Raw genomic sequence first — 26357 nt, forward strand, 5'->3', positions numbered from 1 at the left:
ACTCCCCGACATGGTCGCTGTTACTCGTTCGTGATCGGACCCGGGTGACGCTAACCGGTCGGGCGTCCCGTGTCGATTCACGCTGCGTCGATTCGCGCCGTGTCGACGCGCGGCGCGCCGTGGGCCAGGGGCCGAGGATCAGGGGAGGGGGTGGCCGAGTCTGCGCAGCGCGAGGGCGGCGGCGCCCACGGCCCCGTCGCCGGCCCGGCGGGGCTCGGCGGCGAAGCGGTCGCGCAGCCCGTCCCGTACCGCGTCGGCGACGGGGCCGTCGCGCAGCACCGAACCGTGCATGACCACCGGCGCGTACGGGTCGTTCAGCGCCGGCCGTACGGCGTCGACGTCCCGCAGCAGCCACTCGGCGGCCTCGGCGGTGATGCGCCTGGCCACCGGATCGCCGGCGGCCGCGGCGGCCGCGACCACCGGGCCGAGCCGGCCCAGGGCCGCGGGCGGGCGGCCGTACACCTCTTTGATGATCGCTTGGGCCAGCTGGGGATTGGGCGGCGGGCCGGGCTGGAAGCGCGGTACGGGCACCGGCCGCGGATCGGGCGGACGCCCGTGCTGGTCACCACGGTGCTGTTCGCCACGGTGCTGTTCCGCACGGTGCTGGTCACCACGGTGCTGTTCGCCACGGTGCTGGTCACCACGGTCGGGCCCGTCGACGACCAGGACCGCGGTCGTTCCCTGGGCGAGGGCGGCGAGGCGGGGGCGCGTGCCGGGCAGCGGGCCGCTGCCGTTCCCCGGGGGACCGTTGCCGGGCGGTGCCGGGCCGTGATCGGCGGAAGGGGACGGGGCCGGTCCCGCCATCGCCGGCGCGCGATGGTGCCGCGCGCGGCGCCGGGCCGGCTCGTACTCCTTCGCCGCCGGCGCCGCCGCGCCGAGCAGCGCGCGCGGCACCGACTCGGTCAGCAGCGTCGGGGAGCCGCGTCCGTCGTAGGCCGCCAGGGCCGCGCGGACCGCCTCCCTCCCGAGCCAGACGGCCGAACCCTCGTCGCCGACCAGCCAGCCGTAGCCGTCGGCGCGCTGCAGGATCGTCCCGTCGCTGATCACCGCGGCGCCCGCGCCGGTACCGGAGAACACCACGATGCCCTTGGGGGCGGTGGTCCCGGCGGCGAAGGCGACCGCGATGTCGGTCACGACGGCGGGCGAGCCGCGCAGCCCGGCGATGTTCCAGGCGCGCCGTGCGGCCGCGACCGCAGCGGGACGTCCCGCCGAGCCGGCCCCGGCGATCCCGAACACGCCGCCGATCACGTGGGAACGATCCACATCGGCGAGCGCTTCCCGGAGGGCCATGGTGAGCGCCCCCGCGGTGTCGCCCCCGGAATTGGGGTTGGCACCGGGGCCGGTTCCGAAACCGGCCGGAGCTCCCCCGAGCGTTAGTACGACACAGCGGGTCTTCGTGCCACCCGCGTCTATACCGATCACGTACGGACCGGCCAAATGGGTCAACACATGGCGACCGTAGCCCTTTCTACCGTTGACGTGACATCCTGCAAGTAAGAAAATTTCTTCCATGAGGAAACCCACCGGCTCCGAGCCGGGCAGCACCGGGGAGGCCGGCGCGCTCAGGACACCGGCGTCGCGTGAGGGCGTGACCAGGGACGCGACGCCGCTGAGCACCGTGGTCAGGGTGCGTTCCCTGCTGCCTTCACTGCCCCCCGCTGAGCGCCGAGTCGCTCAACGCGTCATCGACGACCCCGAAGGGGTCGCCAACTCCACCATCACCGAACTCGCCCAGACCTGCGGTACCTCTGAGACCACGGTCATCAGGTTCTGCCGGGCGATCGGGTTTCATGGTTATCCAGAGCTGCGGCTGACCCTGGCCACCGAAGCGGGCCGGGCGCAGAGCGCCACCGGCGGCCGGGTCATCGGCAGCGACATCAGTCCCGACGACTCGCTCGAACAGATCGTGGAGAAGGTGACGTTCGCCGATGCCAGGGCCGTCGAGGAGACCGCGGCCCAGCTCGACATCAAGACGCTCGAGCAGGTCGTGGACGCGGTGGTCGCCGCGGACCGGGTCGACGTCTACGGCGTCGGCGCCAGCGCCTTCGTCGCCGCGGACTTCCAGCAGAAACTGCACCGCATCGGCAGGGTCTGCTCCGCCTGGTCGGACGCGCACATCATGCTCACCAGCGCCGCGGTGCTGGGGAGCGGCGACGTCTCGATCGGGATCTCGCACACGGGCGCGACGGTGGAGACCATCGACGCGCTCGAAGTCGCAAAGAGCAAGGGGGTGACGACCGTAGCCCTGACCAATTTCCCCAAGTCGCCCATCGCCGAGGTGGCCGATCTCGTCCTCACCACGGCGGCCCGGGAGACCACGTTCCGCTCGGGCGCGACCGCCAGCAGGCTGGCGCAGCTGACAGTGGTCGACTGCCTGTTCGTCGGCGTGGCCCAGCGCACGTACGGCTCCACCCGAAAGGCCCTCGAGGCCACGTTCGAGGCAGTCCGTGGCCGAACCGTACGACCCGACCGGAGGCGTCGGTGATCGATTGCGAACTGCCCACCGAGGGGCGCAACCCGCGCACCCTCGACGTCGACACGCTGCCCACCCTCGAGGTGCTGCGCCGCATCAACGCCGAGGACGCGACGGTGCCACTGGTGGTGGCGTCCGTGCTGCCGGAGATCGCCGAGCTGGTCGACATGGCCGTCGGCTCGCTGCGCGACGGCGGCCGGGTGCACTACTTCGGCGCCGGTACCTCGGGCCGGCTCGCGGTACTGGACGCGGCGGAACTGCCGCCCACGTTCGGTATCTGGGGCCGGGTCGTGGCGCACAACGCCGGCGGTTTCGGCGCGCTGTCCCAGGCGGTCTCGGAGGTCGAGGACGACCACGAGCTCGGCGCCAGGGACGCGAGCGAGGTCCGGGACGGCGACGTCGCGATCGGCATCGCCGCCAGCGGCCGTACCCCGTACGTGCTGGGCGCGCTGCGGGCGGCCGCGGCGGCCGGCGCGCGGACGGCGCTGATCAGCTGCAATCCGCACACCCCGCACGGTGAGGAGGTCGAGGTCCATATCGCGCTGGCCACCGGACCCGAGGTGATCAGCGGCTCCACCCGGATGAAGGCCGGCACCGCGACGAAGCTGGTGCTGAACTCCTTCTCCACCACGCTGATGATCAGGATGGGCCGGACCTACTCCAACCTGATGGTCAGCGTGAACGCGCTCAACTCCAAGCTGCGCGCCCGGCTGGTGCGGATCCTCACCGAGGCGACCGGGATGGACCCGGTCTCGTGTGAGAACGCCCTGGTCGAGGCGGGCGGCGACACCCGGGTGGCGCTGGTCTCGCTGCTGGGCGAGGTACCCGCAGCACGCGCGACAAGGGTCCTGGAGGAATCCGATGGCGGAGTGAGAGAGGCCCTGCAACGCCTCAGATCCGCCTGACCTCTCGTTGACTCGTGGCGTGTTCGCCCCGAAAACGGCCCCGGAAGGGCGAACACGCCACGAGTCGACCTCCTACTTCAGGTAGGGGCGCAGCTCCTGGCGGGCGACGGTCCGGACGTGTACCTCGTCCGGGCCGTCGAACAGCCGCATGGCGCGGACCCAGGTGTACATCTGGGCCAGCGGCGTGTCGTCGCTGACGCCCGCGCCGCCGTGTACCTGGATCGCGCGGTCGATGACCTCGTGCGTGATCCGGGGCACGATCACCTTGATCGCCGCGATCTCGGTACGGGCCCCCTTCGCGCCGTGCTTGTCGATCAGCCAGGCCGTCTTGAGCGTCATCAGCCGGGCCTGCTCGATCGCCATCCGGGACTCGGCGATCTGCTGCTGGACGACGCCCTGCGTGGCCAGCGGGGCACCGAACGCCACCCGGTCGACGGCGCGCCGGCACATCAGCTCAAGGGCGCGCTCGGCCATGCCCAGCGCCCGCATGCAGTGGTGGATGCGGCCGGGCCCGAGGCGGGCCTGAGCGATCATGAACCCGTCGCCCTCGCCCGCGATCAGGTTCGAAGCCGGCACCCGGACGTTGTCGAACCGCAGCTCCGAGTGCCCGTGCTGGTCCTGGTAGCCGAAGACGGGCAGGTGCCGGACGATCGTCAGCCCGGGGGTGTCGCGTGGCACGAGGATCTGCGACTGCCGCCGGTGCGCGGGCCCGTCCGGGTCCGACTTGCCCATCACGATGAAGATCTTGCAGCGCTCGTCGGCGGCACCGGTGATCCACCACTTGCGGCCGTTGATCACGTACTCGTCGCCGTCCCGGACGATCGACGTGGTGATGTTGGTCGCGTCCGAGGAGGCCACGTCCGGCTCGGTCATCGCGAACGCGGACCGGATCTCGCCGTCCAGCAGCGGCTCCAGCCAGCGCTTCCGCTGCTCGTCGGTCCCGAACATGTGCAGGACCTCCATGTTCCCGGTGTCCGGGGCGGCGCAGTTGACCGCCTCCGGCGCCAGGTCGGGGGAGCGCCCGGTCACCTCGGCGAGCGTCGCGTACTCCAGGTTCGTGAGCCCCGACACGTCCGGCAGGAAGAGGTTCCACAGACCGCGCCTGCGCGCCTCGGCCTTGAGCTCCTGGACGACCGGCGGCAGCGCGTGCGGATCGTTCGCGGCCCGCCAGGCCGCGTACACCGGCTCGGCCGGGTATACGTGCTCGTCCATGAACTCCAGCAGTCTCGTCTGGTGGTCCCGCGCCTTGGGGCTCAGTTCGAAGTCCATGACCGCAGTTTCGCAGAACGCGATTCGGTCGGTCTTGCCGGGATCGCCTACCATCGGGCCGTGACCGTCAACGCTGTGATCACCGACTGGGGCGGCGTGCTGACCTCCCCCCTGAACGATGCCGTCGCCGTCTGGCTCGCCGCCGACGGCATCGACGTCGCCGTCTGGCTCGCCGCCGACGGCATCGACGTCGCCGGCTACAAGACCGTGATGCGCGGCTGGGTGAAGCAGGCCTACGACGGGTCGGGCGTCAACCCCATCCACGGCCTGGAGGACGGCACCCTCGACGTGGCCGAGTTCGAACGGCTGCTGGCCGCCGAGCTGCGTACCGTGGACGGCGGCCCGGTCGTCGCCGAAGGCCTGATCCAGCGGATGTTCGGCGCGTTCCATCCGGTCGAGCCGATGTACGACGCGCTGCGCGCCGCCCGCGCCTCGGGCACCCGTACCGCGCTGCTGTCCAACTCCTGGGGCAACGACTACCCGCGCGACCTGTTCGCCGATCTCTTCGACGCCGTGGTGATCTCCTGCGAGGTCGGCATGCGCAAGCCCGACGAGCGCATCTTCCATCATGCCGTCGAGCTGGTCGGCCTGCCCGCCGCCGAGTGCGTGTTCATCGACGACATCGAGCACAACATCACGGCCGCCGCCGCCGTCGGCATGAAGACCGTCCACCACACCGACGTCGACACGACACTCGGCGAGCTGCGGGCGATGGGACTCGCCGTCTGACGATCTGGCAGACTTGCTGATCGTCATGCGCGTCTACGTTCCGTCCACACTCACCGGTCTCGCCCGCGTCCACGAAGCGCGGGAGGCCGGGCCAGCGCCCCTCGCCGCCTACGCGGTGACACCGGCGCTGCGCGAGTGGTACGCCGAAGGCGACACCGAGGAGCTGGAGTACGCGGCGCTGACCGCCGCCGCCCGCGCCTCGCTGGGCCTGCTGGCCGACGATCCCGAGGCCCCGCCGCGCCGGGTCGTGCTGGCCGCCGAGGTCCCCGACCAGAGCGTCGACCAGATCGGCGCTGCCCGAGGCCCATTCAGCGACGACGACCGCGCCCTCGTCCGGGTGACCGTCCCGATCCCGTGGCGCAAGATCGCGGCCGGGCATCTGGACGATCCCGGCGCCGCCGACGACGTACGGGCCGCCGCCGGGGCGCTCCCGGCCGCCCGCGCGGGCGACGACGACGCGGCCTTCACCGTGGCCGGCGCCGAAGGCCACGAGCTGATGTGGTTCGCCACCCAGGAACTGCGCGACCTGATCTCCTGACCTGGATCCCTCCTGCTTCCCCTTCACGGGGCTGGGTAGACCTGCTGGCATCGACGACGATGTCGGACTTCCAGGGAGCAGGCGATGGACGCCGTCACGAACGTCCCCGTACCGGTGAACGAGCCCGTCAAGGGGTACGCGCCCGGCAGCCCCGAGCGGGCCGCGCTGGAGGCCAGGATCAAGGAACTGGCCGGCGAGCGGACCGAGCTCACCATGACGATCGGTGCCGAGCGGCGGCTCGGCGGCGGTACCCCGATCGACGTGGTGGAGCCGCACAACCACGGCCACGTGCTCGGCACGATGGGCAACGCGACCGCCGTCGACGTGCAGGCCGCGATCGCGGCCGCGCGCGCGGCGGCGCCGGCCTGGCGGGCGATGCCGTTCGACGAGCGGGCCGCGATCCTGCTGCGCGCCGCCGACCTGCTCGCCGGCCCGTGGCGCGCCACGATCAACGCCGCAACGATCCTCGGCCAGTCCAAGTCGGTCCAGCAGGCCGAGATCGACGCGGCCTGCGAGCTGATCGACTTCTGGCGGTTCAACGTCGACTACGCGCGCCGGCTGTACGCCCAGCAGCCGATCTCCTCGCCCGGCGTGTGGAACCGGATGGACTACCGGCCGCTGGAGGGGTTCGTGGTCGCGATCACCCCGTTCAACTTCACCGCGATCGCCGGCAACCTGCCGACCGCGCCCGCGCTGATGGGAAACGTGGTGATCTGGAAGCCGTCGCCCACCCAGCAGCTCGCCGCGCACCACACGATGCGGCTGCTGGAGGCCGCCGGACTGCCGCCCGGCGTGATCAACCTGGTCACCGGGGACGGCCGGGCCCTGTCGGAGGTGGCGATCCCGCACCCGGACCTGGCCGGGATCCACTTCACCGGCAGCACCGGCACGTTCCAGCACCTCTGGCGTACGGTCGGCGAGCACATCTCCACGTACCACGGCTATCCGCGCGTGGTCGGCGAGACCGGCGGCAAGGACTTCGTCGTCGCGCACCCCTCGGCCGACCCCGCCGTACTGAAGACCGCGCTGGTACGGGGCGCGTTCGAGTACCAGGGCCAGAAATGCTCGGCCGCCTCCCGCGCCTACGTCCCGCGCTCGATCTGGACGCGCATCCGGGACGGGTTCTGCGATGAGGTCGAGGCGCTGACCATGGGGAACGTGGCCGAGGACCTGTCGCTGTTCATGGGCGCCGTGATCGACGAGCGCGCGTTCGCCAAGCACAAGGCCGCCCTCGAACGGGCCCGCGGGATCGACACGATGAAGGTCCTGGCGGGCGGCATGCTGGACGACTCCCAGGGCTACTTCGTCCGGCCGACCGTGCTGGAGTCGTCCGACCCCGAGGACGAGATCTTCGTCCAGGAGTACTTCGGTCCCATCGTGGGCGTGCACGTCTACGACGACGGCGACTACGACACGATGCTGACCCAGATGGAACGCGTCGCCGCGTACGCGCTGACCGGCGCGATCATCGCCCGGGACCGGGCCGCGGTCGAGGCCGCGAGCGAGCGGCTGCGGTTCGCGGCGGGCAACTTCTACGTCAACGACAAGCCGACCGGCTCGATCGTTGGCCAGCAGCCGTTCGGCGGCGCCCGGGCCAGCGGCACCAACGACAAGGCCGGTTCGATCTTCAACCTGACCCGCTGGGCCAGCATGCGCGTGATCAAGGAGACCTTCGTGGCTCCCACCGACCACCGCTACCCCCACATGGGCCCCTGACCATGGCCTTGCGGGCAGTTGCGGTATCCGTCGCCAGGCTCGACGATGAGTCCGCCCGTACGCACGCGTACGGGCGGACCCCGCGCGCCGAACGGCGCCACCGCGAACGTGCTTGGGAACGGGATGACGACGCTGAACCGTCTGGTGCTGTGGAACATCGATCACACGCTCGTGGACGTCGGACGGGTCACCCGCGAGGCGTACGCCGAGGCGTTCCAGCGAACCTGCGGGCGCCCGCTGGTGCGGCTGGCGCCGACCCCGGGCCGTACCGAGTCCGAGATCATCTTCGAGACGCTGGCGTTCAACGACGTCGTCACCACCGATGACCACCTGCCCGCGTTCATGACCGCGCTCGCCGAGTCGTTCGCGGCCCGGCGGGGCGACCTGAAGGCGCACGGCAGGGTGCTGGCCGGCGCCGGCGAGGCGGTGGGCGCGATCGCCCGCCTCCCTGACACCGCGCAGTCGGTGCTCACCGGCTCGATCGAGCCGAACGCGGTGCTGAAGGTGACCGAGCTCGGCCTGGCCGGGCGACTCGAGCTCGAGGTCGGCGGCTACGAGAACGGCGTCTACAGCAAGGCCGCGCTGCTGGAGGTGGCCCGTACGAACGCCGGGGACAAGCACGGTGTCCGCTATGGCGAGCGGGCGACCGTCTACGTCGCCGACTCGCCGCGCGACATCCAGGCCGCGCACATCGCCGGGTCGCCGATCATCGCGGTGGCCTCCGGCAGCGCGACCGAGGCCGAACTGCGCGCCGCCGGGGCCGAGGTGGTGCTGTCCACGCTGGCCGACACCGACGCGGTCGTCCGGGCCGTACTGGAGCTCACCGCGCACTGACCCCGTGGTTGAAGGACCCGTGGTGGCACCTCCGGCGGTCTCAAGATCGCTCAGCTTGCGCAGGTCGTTCGGCACGCCCGATCCTGGGAACGTACGGCTGGGGCGAGGGGAGAGACATGTCGCGCGACACAGAGGTATCCGAAGGTGCGCTGTTGTGGGAGCCGTCTGAGGAGGTCGTCGCCAACGCGCGGGTGACCCATTTCCTGCATTGGCTGTGGGACCGCGGCGTGACGGCGGAGTCGTACGACGATCTGTGGCGCTGGTCGGTCACCGAGGTGGACGCGTTCTGGGACGCGATCTGGTCGTACTTCAAGGTCGTCGGGGAGCGCGGCGACGGGCCTGTCCGTGCTGGCGGCGGCATGCCGGTGGACGGGCTGAGCTGGTTCCCCGGGACGACCGTCAACTACGCCGCCAACGCGCTGCGGCGGGCCGCCGAGGCACCCGACGAGCCGATGGTGATCTTCCGCTCAGAGGCGGGCGGGCACCGGGTGATCAACGGCCGCGAGCTGTGCATGCAGGTCGCGGAGGTGCGCGCCGGGCTGGCCCGGCTGGGCGTCGGCCGGGGCGACCGGGTGGTCGGGTACGTGCCCAACATCCCCGAGGCGCTGATCTGCTTCCTGGCGACCGCCTCGCTCGGCGCGATCTGGTCGTCGTGCTCGCCGGACTTCGGGGCCTCGTCGGTGATCGACCGGTTCGCCCAGATCGAGCCCAAGGTCATGATCGCGGTGGACGGCTACGCCTACAACGGCAAGCGGTTCGACCGGCGCGGGGTCGTCAGCGAGATCGAGGCGGAGCTGCCCACGCTGGCCGCGACCGTGCTGATCCCGTACCTGGACCCCGCCTCCACGCCGGAGGGCCTGCGGGCCGGGATCTCGTACGCGGACCTGCCCGCCACCGACCACGACACGCTGGAGTTCGAGGACGTCCCGTTCGACCATCCGCTGTGGGTCGTCTACTCGTCCGGGACCACCGGCCTGCCCAAGCCGATCGTGCACGGCCACGGCGGCGTGGTCCTCGAACACCTCAAGGCGCTGTCGTTCCACCAGGACCTCGGCCCCGGCGACGTGTTCTTCTGGTACACCACCACCGGCTGGATGATGTGGAACTACCTGGTCGGTGGCCTGCTGGTGGGCTCGACCGTGGTGCTGTACGACGGCGCCCCCATCGACCTATGGAAGATGGCCGCCGACACCGGCATCACCTACATGGGCGTAGGCGCTCCCTACATCACCTCTTGCGCGAAGCAGGGCGAGAAGCCGGGCGAGCAGTACGACCTCTCCGGCCTGCGCGGCATCGGTTCCACCGGCTCGCCCCTACCGCCCGAGGGCTTCTCCTGGGTGTACGAGGCGATCGGCAAGGACCTGCTGCTGGGCTCGCTGTCGGGTGGCACCGACCTGTGCACCGGCTTCGTGGGGCCGTCCGTACTGCTGCCCCTGTACGCGGGCGTCCTGCAGTGCCGCAGCCTCGGCGCCAAGGTCGAGGCGTACGACGACGCGGGCAAGGCCGTCAGCGACGAGGTGGGCGAGCTGGTCATCACCGAGCCGATGCCGTCCATGCCGGTCTCCTTCTGGAACGACCCGGACGGGGCGCGCTACCGCGAGTCCTACTTCGAGATGTACCCCGGCATCTGGCGGCACGGCGACTGGATCAAGATCCGGCCGGACGGCGGCTGCGTGATCTACGGCCGGTCCGACTCCACCCTCAACCGGGGCGGGATCCGGATGGGCACCGCCGACTTCTACCGGGTGGTCGAGGCGTTCCCGGAGATCGCCGACAGCCTGGTGATCGACACCGGCCGGCTGGGCCAGGAGGGCCGGCTGATCCTGTACGTCCAGCCGGCCGAGGGCGGCGAGCTGTCGGACGACCTGATCGGGCGCCTGGCCCGCGAGCTGCGCTCGGCGCTGTCGCCGCGGCACGTCCCGGACGAGATCCACGCGGTCCCGGGCATCCCGCGGACGCTGTCGGGCAAGAAGCTGGAGGTCCCGGTCCGCAAGATCCTCCAGGGCACCCCGGTCGACCAGGCCGCCAACCGCGACTCGCTGGCCAACCCGGAGGTCCTGGAGCACTTCATCCCTCCGTCCTGAGGCGGGCGTAGTCCAGGATGTCGCCGCGCCGGTAGAGGCGGCGGACGCGGCCACCGCCGAGCGGCTCGGTCCGGGCGGGCTCGGGCCAGCCGGCCGGTGGCCGCTTCGGATAGACGGTGACGCTCGTCTGGGCCAGGCCGAGGACGCGGGCGGCGTCGGCGAGCGTGATCAGCTCCTCGGGGTCGCCCTCGCCCTCGCGGGCCGAGCCCTGGTCCTTCTCGTACGCGGCGTACCAGGCGGCCCACTCCGCCCTGTCCCAGTAGAGGGACTTGCCTGCCCGATGGGCCACTTCCGGATGGCCGTTACCGGCCCGTTCGGCCCAGAGCGTTTTCATGGCGTGCCGGGTGAGTCCGTGCTCGGCCGCCAGTTCGTCGCGGGTCGCCAGTCCGGGCGGGACTCCAGGGGCCGTACGGCGCGCCGCGTACCAGCGGTCCCAGGCCTCGGCATCCCACGCGAGCTGGGAACCGACCGTTCCGGCGGGCTCCGGATGGCCGTTGCGGGCCCGCTCGCGGAACCACTTCTCCAGCGTGCTGAGGCCCAGCCCGTACGCGTCCATGAGGTCGGCCCTGGTGTAGGCGCGGCGTCCATCGAGGCTGGTCATGGCCCTATTGTCGCCGCCGCGTCGGCACGCCCGCGAATGTTCCGGACGGGGCGACGCTGAGCTGGCATAATGTCGGGCGTCGCCGGGTCTGGGCGGTTCCCCTGCGCGGCCGGCAAAGATCTCAAGATCAACTCAAAGTGTCCCCAGGGGCGGCGCAGCGTCACATCGCGACGTAAGGTCTCAGGTCCGGGTGAACTTCCCTTGGCTTTGGGGCGTCACACAATCATGGGATCGGTCTGCGCACACGCGGCCGGCGGGTCCCTCGGGTCCGGTCGATCCAGAGAGGGCGGTTCGGCGCATGGAGGTTGGGGCGCTGCGTTCCGGTGACCCGGAGCGGCTGGGGCCTTACGCTCTCATCGGCCGGGTCGGCGAGGGCGGTCAGGGCACCGTGTTCCTCGCCGCCGCCGAGGACGGCGCCCAGGTGGCGCTCAAGCTGCTGCACAGCGAGCTGACCGCCGACGAGAAGGCCCGCGCCCGGTTCCTGCGCGAGCTGGAGGTCGCCAAGCGGGTGGCCCCGTTCTGCACGGCCCAGGTCATCGACGCCGACGCCGGCGGCGAGCGGCCGTACATCGTCAGCGAGTACGTCCCCGGGCCCTCGCTCAACCAGCTGGTGACCGAGCAGGGCCCGCTGGGCGGCGCCGCGCTGGACCGGCTCGCGGTCGGTACCGCCACCGCGCTGGCGGCGATCCACCAGGCGAAGATCATCCACCGCGACTTCAAGCCGCACAACGTGCTGATCGGCGCCGACGGGCCGCGCGTGATCGACTTCGGGGTGGCCCGGGCGATCAGCGGCTCCACCACGCTCACCAGCAAGGTGATCGGGACGCCCTCCTACATGGCGCCCGAGCAGCTGCAGGGCGACGAGATCGGTACCCCGGCCGACGTGTTCTGCTGGGCCGCGACGCTGGCCTTCGCGGCCACCGGCGAGCCCCCGTTCGGCCAGGACACCATCCCCGCGGTGATCAACCGGATCCTGCACCACGAGCCCGAGCTGGGCGAGCTGGACGGCACGCTGCGCGTGCTGGTCACCGACTGCCTCAGCAAGGATCCGGCCGACCGGCCCAACGCCCGCCAGCTGCTGATGCGGCTGCTCGGCCACCAGGAGCCCGCCCAGGTGCCCGCATCGGTCCCCGTCGCCGCCGGCGAGGCCGACGACGAGGACGCGGACGCGATCCTGGCCGAGGGCAGCGAGCTGGCCGCCGAGCTCGACCAGGAGGAGGCGCGCGCCGCCGCGACCGCCGTCCCGTCCCGGTCACCGCTGGGCGCCGCCGGCATCGCGACCGCCGGGACCACCCAGTCCATCGGCCTCGGCCGCAAGGAGCTGTACGGCCGCGAGGACGTGTACGGCCCCGACGATCCGTACGACCCCGACGACGCGTACGGCCCTGAGGCCGCCTACGACGCCGACGAGGCGTACGACGACGTCCAGGACGAAGCCGACGACTGGGCGGGCGGTCCGCGCCGCGAGAGCCACGAGGAGCGGCTGCCGTCGCCCTCGGAGTGGGCGGCACAGAACACGCTGCCCCCCGAGCTGATCGAAGGGCGCGGGCAGGGCCTGCGCCAGGCGCTCGGCGACCGCAACCGGGTGGCCGCCCTCGCCGGCGCCGCGGCGCTCGTCGTCGCGGTGACCGTCGCGTCGGCGATGCTGCTGCTCGGCGGCGACGGCAAGGACAAGACCGGCCAGCCCATCAGCAACTCCAACCGGCCGATGCCGCCCGCGAGTTCGGTCCCGAGCACCACGCCCACCGAGTCGGCCCGCAACGCGCCACGGCCGACGGACACCGGGCAGGGCACGGCGCAGCCCTCGCCGTCGGAGACGCTCTCGCCCACGACGTCCCCGTCCCCGACGGTGAGCGGCGGCCCGGCGACCACGCCGCCGGTGGACCCGCCGACCGACCCGGAGGACCCGCCGACGGATCCCGAGGACCCGCCGACGGATCCCGAGGACCCGCCGCCGGACCCTGACCCGGGTGCCGGTGGTGGTGCGGACACCGGCGCCTGAACGGGCGGTAAAACCGGGTCAATGTTCACCGGCGACAGGTTTGGTGAGCCTGACCCTAAGGAAGGCCATGGTGGCCGCACATCCCCGCGAGTCGGCTTTGGGGGAATTCCTGGCTACGCTGGCGCAGTGAGCGGCGCCACAACGGAGTGGCGAGAGGTCTTCAGGGGAGTTGTTGTTTGATGGGCGGCAAGCTCGACCAGGCCAAGCACGACCTGCTCCGGCGGGCGGCGGAAACGTGCGCGCAGCGGCCGGGGGCCCGCAGCGTGGGGGACGTTGAGGAGGCGGTCGAGTACCTCCGGCTCTACTACCGCAACGTGGCCCCGGAGGATCTGCTGTCCCGGGATCCGGCCGACATCTGCGGGCCCGCGATGGCCCACCGGCTGCTGGGCGAGGAGCGTCCCCAGGGGCGCGCGAAGGTACGGGTCTTCACGCCCACGCTGGAGGAGAACGGCTGGGACCCCGGGCACACCGTGGTCCAGGTGGTGACCGACGACATGCCGTTCCTGGTGGACTCGGTCACGATGGAGCTGTCCCGGCACCAGCTCACCACCCACCTGATCGTGCACCCGCTGCTCGGGGTGGACCGTGACGTGGCGGGCCGGCTCCTGGCGTTCCGCAGGAAGCTGGCCAGCGACACCGACATCGACGAGTCGTGGATCCACATCGAGGTGGACCGCACCAGCGACCGGGCCCGGCTCGACGAGCTGGAGCGCGATCTCATCCGCGTGCTGCAGGACGTGCGGGTCGCGGTCGAGGACGAGCCCAAGATGCGCTCCCGGGCCGGCGAGATCGCGCTCGGCATCCGGGACGAGCCGCCGCCGCTGGCGGAGAAGGAGCTGGACGAGGGCGTCGAGCTGCTCGACTGGCTGGCCGACGGCCACTTCACGTTCCTCGGCTACCGCGACTACACCCTCACCGACGACGGCACCGCGCTGCGGCCGGTCCCGGGCACCGGGCTGGGCGTGCTGCGCAACGACAAGCCCGAGTCCGACAGCTTCGCCGCGCTGCCGCCGGAGGTCCGCGACAAGGCCACCGAGATGCACCTGCTGGTGCTCACCAAGGCCAACTCGCGCGCGACCGTGCACCGCCCCGCCTACCTGGACTACATCGGCGTCAAGAAGTTCGACGCCGCCGGGAAGGTGGCGGGCGAGCGGCGCTTCCTCGGCCTGTTCACGCACGTCGCCTACAGCGAGTCGATCGCCAACGTCCCGGTGCTCAAGCGCAAGCTCTCGGAGGTCTTGGACCGCGCCGAGTTCACCGCCGACAGCTACGACGGCCAGGACCTGATCGAGATACTGGAGAGCTACCCGCGCGACGAGCTGTTCCAGATCTCGGTCGACGACCTGGAGCCGATCGCGCTGGGCGTGCTGCGGCTGCGCGAGCGCCGCCGGCTCAAGCTCTTCCTGCGCAAGGACCTGTACGGCCGGTTCATGTCCTGCATGGTCTACCTGCCCCGGGACCGCTACACCACCAAGGTCCGGCTGCGGATCCAGGAGATACTGCGCAGCGCGTTCGACGGCGTCAGCGTCGACTACAGCGCCAACGTGACCGAGTCGATCCTGGCGCGCCTGCACGTGGTCGTACGCGGCGAGCGCGGCCGTCCGCTCCCTGACGTGGACGTGGAGGACCTGGAGGCCCGGCTGGCGGCGGCCACCCGCTCCTGGGCCGACGACCTGTCCGACGCGATCGTCGAGCAGTGCGGCGAGGAGCGCTCGGGCGTCCTGGCCCGCCGGTACGGCGACGCGTTCCCCGAGGGCTACAAGGCCGACTTCCCGGCCCGTACCGCCGTGGCCGACCTCAAGCGGCTGGACGAGCTGGACGAGTCCCGCGACACCTCGATCAACCTGTACGAGCCGTACGGTGCCGGTCCGGGCGAGCGCCGGCTCAAGATCTACCGGCTGGGCGAGCCGATCTCGCTGTCGCGGGTGCTGCCGCTGCTGCAGAACATGGGCGTCGAGGTGATCGACGAGCGGCCGTACGAGATCCTGCCCAAGAACGCCGGGGGGCCTGGGAACGGCACGGCCGCGGGACGGTCCTGGATCTACGATCTCGGGCTGCGCTACGTCCCGCCGGCGGGCGTGGCCGAGGAGGCCATCAAGGACCTCTTCCAGGAGGCGTTCACCGCGCTGTGGCGGGGCGAGATCGAGAACGACGGCTTCAACGCGCTGGTGCTGCACGTCGGGCTCACCTTCCGGCAAGCGATGATCATGCGGGCGTACGCGCTCTACCTGCGGCAGACCGGGATCACGTTCTCCAAGCGCTACGTCGAGCAGGTGCTGCTGCGCAACCCGTCGATCACCCGGCTGCTGATCCGGCTCTGGGAGAGCCGGCTCGACCCCGGGCTGGCCGGCGGCGAGCAGGAGCGCAGCGCCGGGATCTCCGAGGAGCTGAACGGCGACCTGGACGAGGTCGCCAGCCTCGACGAGGACCGCATCCTGCGGGCCTACCTCGACCTGATCCAGGCCACCCTGCGCACCAACCACTACCAGCGCAAGCCGTACCTGTCGCTGAAGTTCGACCCGTCCGGGATCCCCGAACTGCCGCAGCCGCGGCCCACGTTCGAGATCTTCGTGTACTCGCCCCGGGTGGAGGGCGTGCACCTGCGGTTCGGCTCGGTGGCGCGCGGCGGGCTGCGCTGGTCCGACCGGCGCGAGGACTTCCGTACCGAGGTCCTCGGCCTGGTCAAGGCGCAGGCCGTCAAGAACACCGTGATCGTTCCGGCCGGTGCCAAGGGCGGCTTCGTCGGCAAGCAGCTGCCCGACCCGGCCACCGACCGCGAGGCCTTCATGAAGGCCGGCATCGCCTGCTACAAGGACTTCATCTCCGGGCTCCTGGACGTCACCGACAACCTCGTCGACGGCAAGGTCGTACCGCCGCCCAACGTCGTCCGGCACGACGGCGACGACACCTACCTCGTGGTCGCCGCCGACAAGGGCACCGCGACGTTCTCCGACATCGCCAACGAGGTCGCCGCCTCGTACGGCTTCTGGCTGGGCGACGCGTTCGCCTCCGGTGGCTCGGTCGGCTACGACCACAAGGCGATGGGCATCACCGCGCGCGGCGCCTGGGAGTCGGTGAAGTACCTGTTCCGCTCGCTCGGCAAGGACGTCCAGAGCGAGGACTTCACCACCGTCGGCATCGGCGACATGTCGGGCGACGTGTTCGGCAACGGGATGCTGCTGTCCAAGCACACCAAGCTGGTCGCCGCGTTCGACCACCGGCACATCTTCCTCGACCCCGATCCCGACCCCGAGGCCTCGTTCGCCGAGCGCGAGCGGCTCTTCGCCCTGCCGCGCAGCACCTGGGGCGACTACGACGCCAAGCTGATCTCCAAGGGCGGCGGCGTCTTCCCCCGTACGGTCAAGTCGATCCGGCTCACCCCGGAGATGCGGGCCGCTCTCGGCATCGCCCCCGACGTCAAGGCGATGACCCCGTTCCAGCTGATCCACGCGGCCCTGTGCGCCCCGGTCGATCTGCTCTGGAACGGCGGCATCGGCACCTACGTCAAGGCGTCCACCGAGAACAACGCCGACGTCGGCGACAAGGCCAACGACCAGGTCCGCGCCGACGGCGCCGAGCTGCGCTGCCGGGTGATCGGCGAGGGCGGCAACCTCGGCCTCACCCAGCTCGGCCGGATCGAGTACTCCCGGGGCGGCGGCCTCGTCAACACCGACTTCATCGACAACTCGGCCGGGGTCGACACCTCCGACCACGAGGTCAACATCAAGATCCTGCTCGACCAGGTCGTCCGGGACGGCGAGCTGACCGGCAAGCAGCGCGACCAGCTGCTGACCGAGATGACCGACGAGGTCGCCGACCTCGTCCTGGCCGACAACTACGCGCAGAACGTCGTGCTGGCCGCCACCCGCACGCAGGCGCCGTCCATGCTGCACGTACACGCCCGCTACCTGCGCAAGCTGGAACGCGACGGCAAGATCAGCCGCAAGCTGGAGGCCCTGCCCGACGACAAGGCCCTCGCCGAACGCCGCCAGGCCGGCCTCGGCCTCACCGGTCCCGAGTTCTCGGTCCTGCTCGCCTACTCCAAGCTGACCCTGGACGCCGAGCTGATCGAGTCCAACCTCGCCGACGACCCGTACCTGGAGTCCTGGCTCGTCGACTACTTCCCGAGCCCGCTGCGCGAACGGTTCCGCCCCTACATGGACCGGCACCCGCTGCGCCGCGAGATCATCACCACCGCGGTGGTGAACGACGTGGTCAACAACAGCGGCATCACGTTCGGCTTCCGCCTCAACGAGGAGACCGGGGCGTCCTCGCCCGACATCGCGCGCGCCTACCTGGTCGCCCGCGAGGTCTTCGACATGCCCCGGTTCTGGCGCTCCGTCGAGGGCCTGTCCCACCAGGTCGACGAGTCCACCCAGATCAAGATGCTGCTGGAGGCCCGCAAGCTGACCGAACGCGGCGCCCGCTGGCTGCTGCACAACCGGCGCCCCCCGTTCGACATCCGGGAGAACATCGACTTCTTCTCCGGCGGCGCCGTCACCCTCGGCGCCCGGCTGCCCAAGCTCCTCGTCGGCCTCGACCTGGCCTCGTTCGAGCAGCGCCGCGACGAGTTCGCCGAACGCGGCGTACCCGACGAGCTGGCCGAGCAGTGCGCGATGCTCGTCCCCGCCTACTCCACGTTCGACCTGGTGGGGATCGCGCACGACACCGGTCGCCCGGTCGAGGAGGCCGCCGAGGTCTACTTCGACCTCGCCGACCGCCTCCAGTTGTCCCGCCTGCGCGAGCGCATCATCACCCTGCCCCGCGACGACCGCTGGCGCTCCATGGCCCGCTCCGCCCTCCGCGACGACCTGTACGCCGCCCACGCGGCCCTCACCCGCGACGTCCTGGTCACCAGCGAACCGGGCACCCTGCCCGAACACCGGATGGCCCACTGGTCGGACAAGAACAGCACCGCGGTCGCCAGAGCCCAGCAGACCCTGTCGGAGATCTGGGAGAGCGACAGCTTCGACCTGGCAACCCTGTCAGTGGCCCTAGGAGCAATCCGCACCCTGGTAACAGCGAGTAATTTGCCGAACTAGCTGTATTTACCTGGGGGACCACCCCCAGACCCCCAGGCGGACCGTTCGCGGCCCCTTCGCTCGCTGCGCTCGCGAAGGGGCCGCGCTCGGATCCGTGCGGGGGGCTCCGCCCCCCACGCCCCCCGCCGGGGGAGACCCCCTGGCCCCCGTCTCTGACGGGCTGGGGTGGAAGTAGCGACAAGAGGTCATCGGTGCCGCCGGGTGCCGGTACGGCCCGCCGCAGCGGTCAACTAAAGCAGGACGTCCCGGCACCCGACCGAACCGCGAACCATCCTCGCAGCGTGACCGACCGGTCACTCAGGGAAAATGCTTATCTGGCGAATGTCGGCCATGTCCGCCCCACAGAACCGCTGCCCTCAGCCCGTGACATGGGGGCAAGGGGCGAAGCCCCAGGAGTTGGGGACTAGGGGGCGGAGCCCCCAGCCAGGGGGCGTGGGGGGCGGGAGCCCACCACCCGGACTGGACGCGTTCCCGGAGCGAGCGCCAGCGAGCGCAGGGGGCGTGGCCGGTCCGCCTGGGGGTCTGGGGGTGGTCCCCCCAGGGGTTACTGCCCGCCTGATTCAGCCTGCCGCATCCAGCGGATTTCGGCCTCGATGAAGTCGTCGATGTCGCCGTCCAGGACGGCGGTGGGGTTGCCTACCTCTACGCCGGTGCGGAGGTCCTTGACGATCTGGTACGGGTGCAGGACGTAGTTGCGGATCTGGGTGCCCCAGCTGCTGGTGCCCTCGCCGCGGAGTTGGGACATCGTCTCGGCTTCCTGCTTGCGCTTGCGCTCTAGCAGTTTGGCCTGGAGGACGTTCATCGCGCTGGCGCGGTTCTGGAGCTGGCTGCGCTCGTTCTGGCAGGAGACCACGATGCCGCTGGGGAGGTGGGTGATGCGTACGGCGGAGTCGGTGGTGTTGACGCCCTGGCCGCCGGGGCCGGAGGAGCGGTAGACGTCGATGCGCAGTTCGCTCTCGTCGATGTCGACGTGGTCGCTGCGCTCGACGACGGGGACGACGTCCAGGCCGGCGAAGGAGGTCTGGCGGCGGCTGGCGTTGTCGAACGGGGAGATGCGGACCAGGCGGTGGGTGCCGTGCTCGCCACGGAGGGTGCCGTAGGCGTAGGGGGCCTTCACCGCGAAGGTGGTGGACTTGATCCCGGCCTCTTCGGCGTAGGACGTCTCGTACACCTCGGTGGGGTAGCCGTGGCGCTCGGCCCAGCGCAGGTACATCCGCTGGAGCTGGAGGGCCCAGTCGGCGGCGTCGATGCCGCCGGCCTGGGCGTTGATGGTGACGAGGGCCTCGCGCTCGTCGTACTCGCCGGACATCAGCGTGCGGACCTCGAGCAGCTGGACGGCCTTGACCAGGCCTGCCAGCTCGTCGTCGGCCTCCTTGCGGGTGTCCTCGTCCTCCATCTCGCGGGCCAGCTCGTAGAGCGTTCCGGCGTCGTCGATGCGCTGGCGCAGGCTCTCGACCCTGCCCAGCTCGCTTTCGAGGTACGACAGGCGGCGGGTCACCGACTGGGCACGCTCCTGGTCGTTCCACAGTTCAGGATCGGCGGCCTGCTCGCGCAGCTCGGAGATGTCGCGCCGCATGGCGTCGATGTCCAGCACCTGCTCGATGCTGGACAGGGTCGCGCCGAGTTCCTTGAGCTGTTCTTCCGGGTCGATGCCTGCCACACTCCGAGCTTATCGCCGTCCCGGTACTGCCCCGAGCAGTGCGCGACACCGCATTCCCGCCTGACCAATACGCTGTGGGTGGCAGAATCTCGGGTCACCGCGGCGGAGCGGATCCATTTCGGGGGATTCGTTGGCACAGGGCCGAGGGAGAGGTGGGTTCGGGCGGCGTCATGGCTACTGCGCGAAGGACCTCGTCACTGCTTGTGGTGGCACTGCTGGTGCTGGTGCCGTTCGCGGCGTCCGGCTGCGCCGGAAGCGAACCGGAGGTACGGCCGACGACGGTCGCCGCCACCACCGAGAAGCCCGAGCCCGAGCCGCTGACGCTCGCCGTGGCCGAGCGGGAGTTCCGTACCTTCGTCACCAACGACGATGTGGCGCGTGCCGCCGGTGACGAGCGGCTGGCGCTGACGTGGGTGTCGGACGGCGAGTCGCCGCTGACGGCGGCCGAGTACCGCAAGGCCGCGTTCGACGGTGATCCGGTACGGCGCTACGCGTACGCCGAGCCGAAGCTGTACGTCCCCAAGCTCAAGCCCGACGTGTTCCCGCAGTGGTTCGTGGCGTCGGTGTCGCGGAGCGTCCCGGGGGAGGAGAAGAGCAAGGAGAACGTGCTGATGGCGTTCATCCTGCGCTCGCCCGAGGATCGCTGGACGCTGAGCCTGAAGACGACGATGGCGCCCAAGGCCAAGCTGCCCAAGGTCGTGCTCGACGCCGAGGGGTACGCGACGGCCCTGACGACCGCGGACACCTCGGTGCTGATCAGGCCGCGGGAGATGCCGGGGATCCAGGCGACGGTGGCCTACGAGGGGCCCGACAGCGTGGCCGCCAAGGTGATGAAGTCCGGGCCGGTCACCACCGGTTACTACGCGAAGAGCCGCAAGGCCAAGCGGAAGGCCAGGCAGAAGGACCTGACGCTGCAGACGGTGCTGACCGCCACCCCGTACCCGATCTTCGCGCTGCGGACCGAGAACGCCGCCGGGCTGGTGCTGTACACGCTGTACCGCAACAGCGTCACGGGGGTCAAGGACAAGGAGAAGAACCCGGCCGCGAAGCCGCCGATCCCGCCGGAGATCGCGCATCTGCTGGACGGGACGGTCGAGGGCGACGAGATCCATGTCTCCGAGACCCTGCAGTTCGCCGCGTTCGATCCGGCCCGTCCCAAGGAGGACGAGGACGAGGACAAGGACGGGGCGCCGCGGGCCAAGGCGGATGTGATCGCCGACGCGGGCGGGATCTACAAGGCCGTCACGCCGCCGGCGAAGAATCCCTGACGGCGGCCCGTCAGTAGGCGCGCTGGAGGATCAGCGCGACGAAGAGCAGCGCGACGAGCGCGGCCAGAATCAGCGCGGGCGGGATGGACGGGCCGTCCCTGTGCACCTGGTCCCGGGCGTTCCGGCAGGTCGGGCAGCGGCCCTCGACCACCGGACCCGAGCACCGGGCACAGATCAGATGTTCGCAGCTCATATGGCCGTCTCTCTGGATCGGGAACTAGCTGTCACTAAGAACTTTAGGCGCGATTCCACAGCATTCCGCATGACCGGGATGTAAAGTCCTGGACCAGGCTGGGGCCCGGCCGGTTCGAGGCGGTGGTTCGCCGCCCCTACACTGCTCGGGGCCACATGGTCGCCGGGTTACCGGGGCCGGGGCCTGAGCCCTTAGAGTCGACCGTCCGCGGCCGATAGGCCCGGAGATGTAGCTGGCACCCGCCACTGGAGGTGACCTATCAGCCGGAACGGCGGCTGTATGATGCCGCCTCAGGCAGGTTGACGGACCTGGGCACGGGCCCGCGCAAGCAAGGCGCCCGGAGTACCGCCCTCGTCCACGGCCCCCGCCCCCGGGCCGGTCCCCGGCGGAGAGGTCACGAACCGCTACAGGAAAACTACAGTCCGCATCTCAGGGACGACAAGAGATATAGACGCGATTCCTCCCGTACGTGACCGCGCGGGGTCCTTCGCAAGAATGGTGCTGAACCGCCGTGATGCAGCCGTGATCCACTTCGACAACGTCACCAAGGCCTATCCGACCCAGAACCGGCCTGCCCTCCAGCACGTGAACGTCGCCATCGAAAAGGGCGAGTTCCTGTTCCTGGTCGGGCCCTCCGGCTCCGGAAAGTCCACCTTTCTCCGCCTCATCCTCAAGGAGGAGCGCCCCTCGCAGGGGCACGTCCACGTGGCGGGCAAGGACCTGAGCAGGCTGAGCAACTGGAAGGTGCCGCACCTGCGCCGCAGGATCGGCTGCGTGTTCCAGGACTTCCGGTTGCTGCCCAACAAGAACGTGTTCGAGAACGTCGCGTTCGCGCTCGAGGTGATCGGCAAGCCGCGGCGCTTCATCGGCAAGGTCGTCCCGGAGGTCATCGACCTGGTCGGCCTGGAGGGCAAGGGGCACCGGATGCCCGACGAGCTCTCCGGCGGTGAGCAGCAGCGTGTCGCCATCGCGCGCGCGTTCGTCAACCGCCCGATGATCCTGCTGGCCGACGAGCCGACCGGGAACATCGACCCGGCCACCTCGATCGGCATCATGAAGGTGCTGGACCGGATCAACCGGACCGGCACCACCGTGGTCATGGCCACCCACGACGCCGCGATCGTCGACGCGTTCCGTAAGCGCGTCGTCGAACTGGAGGACGGCCGGGTCGTCCGCGACCAGTCGCGCGGCGTCTACGGCCAGGCCTACTGAGACCCGGCCACCGGCCATCTGAACCGACGGTCCGCGGCGGGCGTACCACAAGCCCGCACCGGACTCACGCTCCCAGGCGGGGCTAAGGCGATCAAGGACAGCGAGGCATGCGCGTACAGTTCGTTCTCCAGGAGATCTGGATCGGTCTCCGCCGGAACCTGACGATGACGATCTCTCTCGTCATCACCGTCGCCATCGCCATGGCGCTCTTCGGCACCGGTCTGCTCATCAGGCAGCAGGTCAACTCGTCCAAGACCTACTGGTACGACAAGGTCGAGGTCTCGATCTTCCTGTGCGCCAAGACCAGCTCCAACCCGTCCTGCCAGAAGGCGGACGCCACCGAGCCACAGAAGGCCGAACTGAAGGCCGAGCTGGAGAAGCTGCCCCAGGTCGCCAAGGTCGAGTACGAGAGCAAGCAGCAGGCGTGGGCGCGCTTCAAGGACCGCTTCGCCAGTACCCCGGGCTTCGTGCAGAGCGCGAAGGAGGGGGACATCCCCGACTCGTTCCGGATCAGGCTGAAGAACCCCGAGCAGTACAAGGACGTCGCGCAGGCGGCGCTCGGCAGACCCGGGGTCGATCAGGTGATCAACGAGCAGGAGATCCTGAAGAAGTTCTTCACGATCCTCAACGGGCTGCAATGGGCCGCGCTGTTCATCGCGCTGGTGCAGGTGATCGCCTCGGTCCTGCTGGTCGGCAACACGGTCCGGCTGTCGGCGTTCAACCGGCGGCGGGAGACCGGGATCATGAGACTGGTCGGCGCGTCCAACACCTATATCCAGCTGCCCTTCATCCTGGAGGGAGCGATCGCGGGACTGATCGGCGGGATCTTCGCATCGGTCCTGCTGATACCCAGCAAGGTGCTGCTGATCGACAGGCTCGCCGGCAACGTCGGGTTCGCGAGCACGCTGGGCTGGGGGACGGTGATCGCCGTCATCGTGCTGTCGATCTGCTTCGGCGTGCTGCTGTGCGCCGTGGCCTCGTTCCTCACGCTGCGCCGCTACCTGAAGATCTGAACCGGACACGGTCCGTACCATCGCACCCGGATACCTCGCGCCCGCGGTATCCGGGTGCGGTCGTTGCCGCCTCTAGACTGGGCGGCCTAGCCTCGCCGCCGGACAAGGATCGACCAGTGTCACGTGAGACAGGGCGCAAGCTCATCGCCCAGAACAAACGGGCCCGCTACGACTACCACATCGACGACGAGTGGGAGGCGGGCCTGGTGCTGATGGGCACCGAGGTCAAGGCGCTGCGCGCCGGCCGCGCCTCGCTCGCCGACGGCTACGCCCACGTCATGGACGGGGAGGTGTGGCTGGAGAACGTGCACATTCCCGAGTACACCCAGGGCACCTGGACCAACCACGCCCCGCGCCGGCGGCGCAAGCTGCTGCTCAACAAGCGCGAGATCCTGAAGATCATCGACAAGTCGTCCGAGCCCGGCTGGACGCTGATCCCGCTCGCGCTCTACTTCAAGGACGGTAAGGCCAAAATCGAGATCGGCCTGGCCCGTGGTAAGAAGTCGTACGACAAGCGCCAGGCCCTCGCCAAGCGCGAGGCCGACCGGGAGATGCAGCGCGCCGCGTCGGCCCGGTTCAGGAGACGGTGAAGGGTACCGATGAGGAACCGAGCCCGGAGGGTGATCGCGGCCACGACCTGCGCGGTCCTGGTCGGCGGCGGCGCGGGCGCCTGTTTCGCCGAGCCGTCCGCACTGCCCACCATGCGGGACTTCCTGATCGCCTGGGAGGTCGGCAACCACAAGGCCGCCGCCCGCCTGACCACCGGCGCCGACCGCGCGGAGGTCGCCGCGGCGCTCGGCCAGGTGAGCGCCCAGCTCGACGCCGCGTCGATGAAGCTGGCGCTGGGCGTCCCCCCGGGCAACGGCCAGGAACGGGCCAAGGCGATCGTCAAGCAGGGCGACTCGGCCGAGGCGCGCTTCTCGGTCAAGGTCGACCTGGGTGAGAACGGCGAGCCCTGGACCTACCTCGGCCTGATGGACCTCAAGCGGATCGGCGGCAAGTGGAAGGTCCAGTGGGACCCGTCGATCATCCACCCCAGCCTCAAGGCCGGGCAGCGCCTCGCCGTGGTGACCGAGGTCCCCGAGCGCTCCCCGATCCAGGACTCGGCCGCCCGCTCCGTCCTGCGCAAGGTCGACGTCGTGGACGTCGGCGTCTACCCCGGCCAGGTCCGCGATCCCGCCAAGACCCTCGCGCAGCTCGCCAAGGCCACCAAGGCCGCCAGCGGCAAGCAGCTGGACACCGAGCGGCTGGTCGGCCGGGTCAAGGCCGCGCCGCCGAACGCGTTCCTGTCCCTGATGACCCTGCAGCGGCCCGACCACGACAACCTCATCCTGCGGCTCCAGCAGGTCCAGGGCCTGCACTTCCAGGCGGTCCAGGAGCCGATCGCCCCCGCGTTCGCCCCCGAGGTCGTCGGCGCCCTCGGCCCGGCCACGGCCGACCGCCTGCAGCAGGTCGGCGCCCCGTACCAGCCCGGTGACACGATCGGCGTCAGCGGCCTCCAGCTGCTCCAACAGCGCCGCCTGGCGGGCACCCCGACCGTACGGGTGGTCGCCCAGGACCCGAGCGGCAAGTCGCGCCAGGAGCTGCGCGCCTGGCCCGGCCAGGACCCGCAGCCGGTCCGCACCACCCTGGACCGCCGGATCCAGCCCCGCGCCGAGCTGGCCCTGAGCGGCCTGAACGTGCCGGCCTCCCTGGTCGTCGTCCGCCCCAGCACCGGCGAGGTGATGGCCGCCGCCAACCACCGCACCCAGGGCAAGAACCTGGCGATGGAGGGCCGCTACACGCCCGGGCTCACGTTCGGGCTCGTCTCCGCGCAGGCGCTGCTGAACGGCGGGATGACGCAGGACACCAAGACCGAGTGCCCGGCCACCACCAGCGTCGGCGGCCGTACGTTCAGCAACCCCGGTGGCAAGGCGCGCCCGGCGTCCACCCTCCAGATGCACTTCGCCTTCTCCTGCGCCACCACCCTCGCGGGCCTGAGCACCCGCCTGGACGCCAAGACACTGGTCGCCGAGGCCCAGCGGCTCGGCCTCGGCACGGGCTGGGCCCTGTCCGTCCCGACCTTCTCCGGCACCGTCCCCACCCCGGCCAACGACGCCGAGAAGGCCGCCATGATGATCGGCCAGGGCGGGATCCAGGTGAGCCCGCTGTCCATGGCCATGGCGGCCGCCGCCGTCGAGAACGGCACCTGGCGCCCCCCGTACCTCCTGCGGGACCCCAGCGACCTCCAGCCGGGCATCACGGCCCAGCCCCTTCCCGGGCGGTCGATCTCGGACATGCAGATGCTGTATCGCCGCGCCGTCCACTCCGGTACCGCCAGCGACGCCAACATCGGCGGCGCCGGCAAGGTCTCCGGCGTGGTCGACACCATCGAGCAGAACGGCAAGACCGTCTCCTGGTTCGTCGGCTCCCGCAGCGACCTGGCCTTCGCGATCGCCGTGGAGGGCAAGGTCAACGCCGCCAAGGTCGCCGCCGGCTTCCTCACCGGCACCCCGGCGGTCCCCGCGAGCCGCTAGCGGTCGAGCCGCCAGCGGTTTTGTGATCTCTTTACGGCCCGGCCGGAACCCGGGACGCCCCCTTGCTCGTCTTTACGGGTGACCGAGGCTCCGCTCGGGGGGTTGCGGACCCGGTCGTCGTGAATGAGACCAGAGCCTCGTCTCGGGGGAGGCTCTGGTCTTGCTTTTTGCGGCGCCTCCGGCTCGCGGGCGGGTGGGGCCTGGGCTTGGAAACACTGCTGGGGCGGGAATCCCGTTGGCGTGGGGTGTGTTAACCATGTAGCGTCTGCTGTGGATGCTTCGGTGTCCGCGTTGACAACTCA

Annotated in this window: 19 protein-coding genes; 14 read left to right on the top strand and 5 right to left on the bottom strand. The window is 70.6% G+C overall.

Annotated features, from left to right (window positions below; translation table 11 throughout):
- Positions 1-138: 138 nt before the first annotated feature.
- On the bottom strand, positions 139-1449 hold the full coding sequence (locus ACH34Q_RS25450; RefSeq protein ID WP_395985566.1) for a BadF/BadG/BcrA/BcrD ATPase family protein: 1311 nt from the start codon (positions 1447-1449) through the stop codon (positions 139-141).
- 61 nt (positions 1450-1510) lie between these two features.
- Between ACH34Q_RS25450 and ACH34Q_RS25455 the strand changes: the two genes are divergently transcribed.
- Positions 1511-2485, top strand: coding sequence for a MurR/RpiR family transcriptional regulator (locus tag ACH34Q_RS25455; protein ID WP_395985567.1), 975 nt, complete (start codon positions 1511-1513; stop codon positions 2483-2485).
- Positions 2482-3378 (top strand): N-acetylmuramic acid 6-phosphate etherase, encoded by an 897-nt coding sequence (locus tag ACH34Q_RS25460; RefSeq protein ID WP_395985568.1) that lies wholly within the window; start codon positions 2482-2484, stop codon positions 3376-3378. Before ACH34Q_RS25455 ends, ACH34Q_RS25460 begins: the two co-directional genes overlap by 4 nt.
- Before the next feature lie 72 nt (positions 3379-3450).
- Here ACH34Q_RS25460 and ACH34Q_RS25465 read toward each other — a convergent pair whose 3' ends face one another.
- Complete coding sequence (locus tag ACH34Q_RS25465; RefSeq protein ID WP_395985569.1) at positions 3451-4647, bottom strand: acyl-CoA dehydrogenase family protein; 1197 nt, start codon at positions 4645-4647, stop codon at positions 3451-3453.
- A 60-nt stretch (positions 4648-4707) separates the two neighbouring features.
- On the opposite strand from ACH34Q_RS25465, the gene ACH34Q_RS25470 reads away from it, so the two are divergent.
- The 5 genes from ACH34Q_RS25470 to ACH34Q_RS25490 all read left to right on the top strand — a co-directional run bounded on the left by ACH34Q_RS25470 (position 4708) and on the right by ACH34Q_RS25490 (position 10548).
- Positions 4708-5376 carry an HAD family hydrolase gene (locus ACH34Q_RS25470; protein ID WP_395985570.1) on the top strand — a complete coding sequence of 223 codons (669 nt, stop codon included), beginning with the start codon at positions 4708-4710 and terminating at the stop codon, positions 5374-5376.
- 25 nt (positions 5377-5401) lie between these two features.
- Positions 5402-5914 (top strand): DUF6912 family protein, encoded by a 513-nt coding sequence (locus ACH34Q_RS25475; protein WP_395985571.1) that lies wholly within the window; start codon positions 5402-5404, stop codon positions 5912-5914.
- An 84-nt stretch (positions 5915-5998) separates the two neighbouring features.
- The gene (gene pruA, locus ACH34Q_RS25480) at positions 5999-7630 is read left to right on the top strand and encodes an L-glutamate gamma-semialdehyde dehydrogenase (protein ID WP_395985572.1); all 1632 of its coding nucleotides are present in this window, start codon (positions 5999-6001) and stop codon (positions 7628-7630) included.
- A 123-nt stretch (positions 7631-7753) separates the two neighbouring features.
- On the top strand, positions 7754-8464 hold the full coding sequence (locus ACH34Q_RS25485) for an HAD family hydrolase (protein WP_395985573.1): 711 nt from the start codon (positions 7754-7756) through the stop codon (positions 8462-8464).
- Positions 8465-8580: 116 nt separating this feature from the next.
- Entirely contained in the window at positions 8581-10548 is a 1968-nt protein-coding gene (locus tag ACH34Q_RS25490) for an acetoacetate--CoA ligase (RefSeq protein ID WP_395985574.1), read from the top strand.
- Here ACH34Q_RS25490 and ACH34Q_RS25495 read toward each other — a convergent pair.
- Positions 10532-11149: a hypothetical protein gene (locus ACH34Q_RS25495; RefSeq protein WP_395985575.1), complete on the bottom strand. Its 618-nt coding sequence runs from the start codon at positions 11147-11149 to the stop codon at positions 10532-10534. The genes ACH34Q_RS25490 and ACH34Q_RS25495 overlap by 17 nt on opposite strands.
- Positions 11150-11447: 298 nt before the next feature.
- Here ACH34Q_RS25495 and ACH34Q_RS25500 point away from each other — a divergent pair, with 298 nt between their 5' ends.
- Both ACH34Q_RS25500 and ACH34Q_RS25505 read left to right on the top strand, forming a co-directional pair.
- On the top strand, positions 11448-13151 hold the full coding sequence (locus tag ACH34Q_RS25500) for a serine/threonine protein kinase (protein WP_395985576.1): 1704 nt from the start codon (positions 11448-11450) through the stop codon (positions 13149-13151).
- 179 nt (positions 13152-13330) lie between these two features.
- Positions 13331-18193 carry an NAD-glutamate dehydrogenase gene (locus tag ACH34Q_RS25505; protein ID WP_395985577.1) on the top strand — a complete coding sequence of 1621 codons (4863 nt, stop codon included), beginning with the start codon at positions 13331-13333 and terminating at the stop codon, positions 18191-18193.
- 544 nt (positions 18194-18737) lie between these two features.
- On the opposite strand, the gene prfB is transcribed toward ACH34Q_RS25505, so the two are convergent.
- On the bottom strand, positions 18738-19853 hold the full coding sequence (gene prfB / locus ACH34Q_RS25510; RefSeq protein WP_395985578.1) for a peptide chain release factor 2: 1116 nt from the start codon (positions 19851-19853) through the stop codon (positions 18738-18740).
- Positions 19854-20059: 206 nt separating this feature from the next.
- Between prfB and ACH34Q_RS25515 the strand changes: the two genes are divergently transcribed.
- Positions 20060-21121: a hypothetical protein gene (locus ACH34Q_RS25515; protein WP_395985579.1), complete on the top strand. Its 1062-nt coding sequence runs from the start codon at positions 20060-20062 to the stop codon at positions 21119-21121.
- 10 nt (positions 21122-21131) lie between these two features.
- On the opposite strand, the gene ACH34Q_RS25520 is transcribed toward ACH34Q_RS25515, so the two are convergent.
- Positions 21132-21314 carry a hypothetical protein gene (locus ACH34Q_RS25520; protein WP_395985580.1) on the bottom strand — a complete coding sequence of 61 codons (183 nt, stop codon included), beginning with the start codon at positions 21312-21314 and terminating at the stop codon, positions 21132-21134.
- A gap of 522 nt (positions 21315-21836) precedes the next feature.
- On the opposite strand from ACH34Q_RS25520, the gene ftsE reads away from it, so the two are divergent.
- The 4 genes from ftsE (at position 21837) to ACH34Q_RS25540 (ending at position 26055) form a co-directional block, all read left to right on the top strand.
- Complete coding sequence (gene ftsE / locus ACH34Q_RS25525; protein ID WP_395985581.1) at positions 21837-22526, top strand: cell division ATP-binding protein FtsE; 690 nt, start codon at positions 21837-21839, stop codon at positions 22524-22526.
- Positions 22527-22633: 107 nt separating this feature from the next.
- Positions 22634-23539, top strand: coding sequence for a permease-like cell division protein FtsX (gene ftsX / locus ACH34Q_RS25530; RefSeq protein WP_395985582.1), 906 nt, complete (start codon positions 22634-22636; stop codon positions 23537-23539).
- A gap of 116 nt (positions 23540-23655) precedes the next feature.
- Positions 23656-24129 (top strand): SsrA-binding protein SmpB, encoded by a 474-nt coding sequence (gene smpB / locus ACH34Q_RS25535; protein ID WP_395985583.1) that lies wholly within the window; start codon positions 23656-23658, stop codon positions 24127-24129.
- Positions 24130-24138: 9 nt separating this feature from the next.
- Positions 24139-26055 carry a penicillin-binding transpeptidase domain-containing protein gene (locus ACH34Q_RS25540; RefSeq protein ID WP_395985584.1) on the top strand — a complete coding sequence of 639 codons (1917 nt, stop codon included), beginning with the start codon at positions 24139-24141 and terminating at the stop codon, positions 26053-26055.
- Positions 26056-26357 lie beyond the last annotated feature (302 nt).

The organism is Actinomadura sp. 9N407, from assembly GCF_044326315.1.
Taxonomy (GTDB): domain Bacteria; phylum Actinomycetota; class Actinomycetes; order Streptosporangiales; family Streptosporangiaceae; genus Spirillospora.

What these genes read in the sequence shown, in the direction of transcription:
- ACH34Q_RS25490 (WP_395985574.1), top strand. Translation starts at nt 8,581, where the DNA reads ATGTCGCGCGACACAGAGGTATCCGAAGGTGCGCTGTTGTGGGAGCCG.
- ACH34Q_RS25475 (WP_395985571.1), top strand. Translation starts at nt 5,402, where the DNA reads ATGCGCGTCTACGTTCCGTCCACACTCACCGGTCTCGCCCGCGTCCAC.
- pruA (WP_395985572.1), top strand. Translation starts at nt 5,999, where the DNA reads ATGGACGCCGTCACGAACGTCCCCGTACCGGTGAACGAGCCCGTCAAG.
- ACH34Q_RS25485 (WP_395985573.1), top strand. Translation starts at nt 7,754, where the DNA reads ATGACGACGCTGAACCGTCTGGTGCTGTGGAACATCGATCACACGCTC.
- ftsX (WP_395985582.1), top strand. Translation starts at nt 22,634, where the DNA reads ATGCGCGTACAGTTCGTTCTCCAGGAGATCTGGATCGGTCTCCGCCGG.
- ACH34Q_RS25495 (WP_395985575.1), bottom strand. Translation starts at nt 11,149, where the DNA reads ATGACCAGCCTCGATGGACGCCGCGCCTACACCAGGGCCGACCTCATG.
- ACH34Q_RS25520 (WP_395985580.1), bottom strand. Translation starts at nt 21,314, where the DNA reads ATGAGCTGCGAACATCTGATCTGTGCCCGGTGCTCGGGTCCGGTGGTC.
- ACH34Q_RS25455 (WP_395985567.1), top strand. Translation starts at nt 1,511, where the DNA reads ATGAGGAAACCCACCGGCTCCGAGCCGGGCAGCACCGGGGAGGCCGGC.
- ACH34Q_RS25465 (WP_395985569.1), bottom strand. Translation starts at nt 4,647, where the DNA reads ATGGACTTCGAACTGAGCCCCAAGGCGCGGGACCACCAGACGAGACTG.
- ACH34Q_RS25500 (WP_395985576.1), top strand. Translation starts at nt 11,448, where the DNA reads ATGGAGGTTGGGGCGCTGCGTTCCGGTGACCCGGAGCGGCTGGGGCCT.
- ACH34Q_RS25505 (WP_395985577.1), top strand. Translation starts at nt 13,331, where the DNA reads ATGGGCGGCAAGCTCGACCAGGCCAAGCACGACCTGCTCCGGCGGGCG.
- ACH34Q_RS25540 (WP_395985584.1), top strand. Translation starts at nt 24,139, where the DNA reads ATGAGGAACCGAGCCCGGAGGGTGATCGCGGCCACGACCTGCGCGGTC.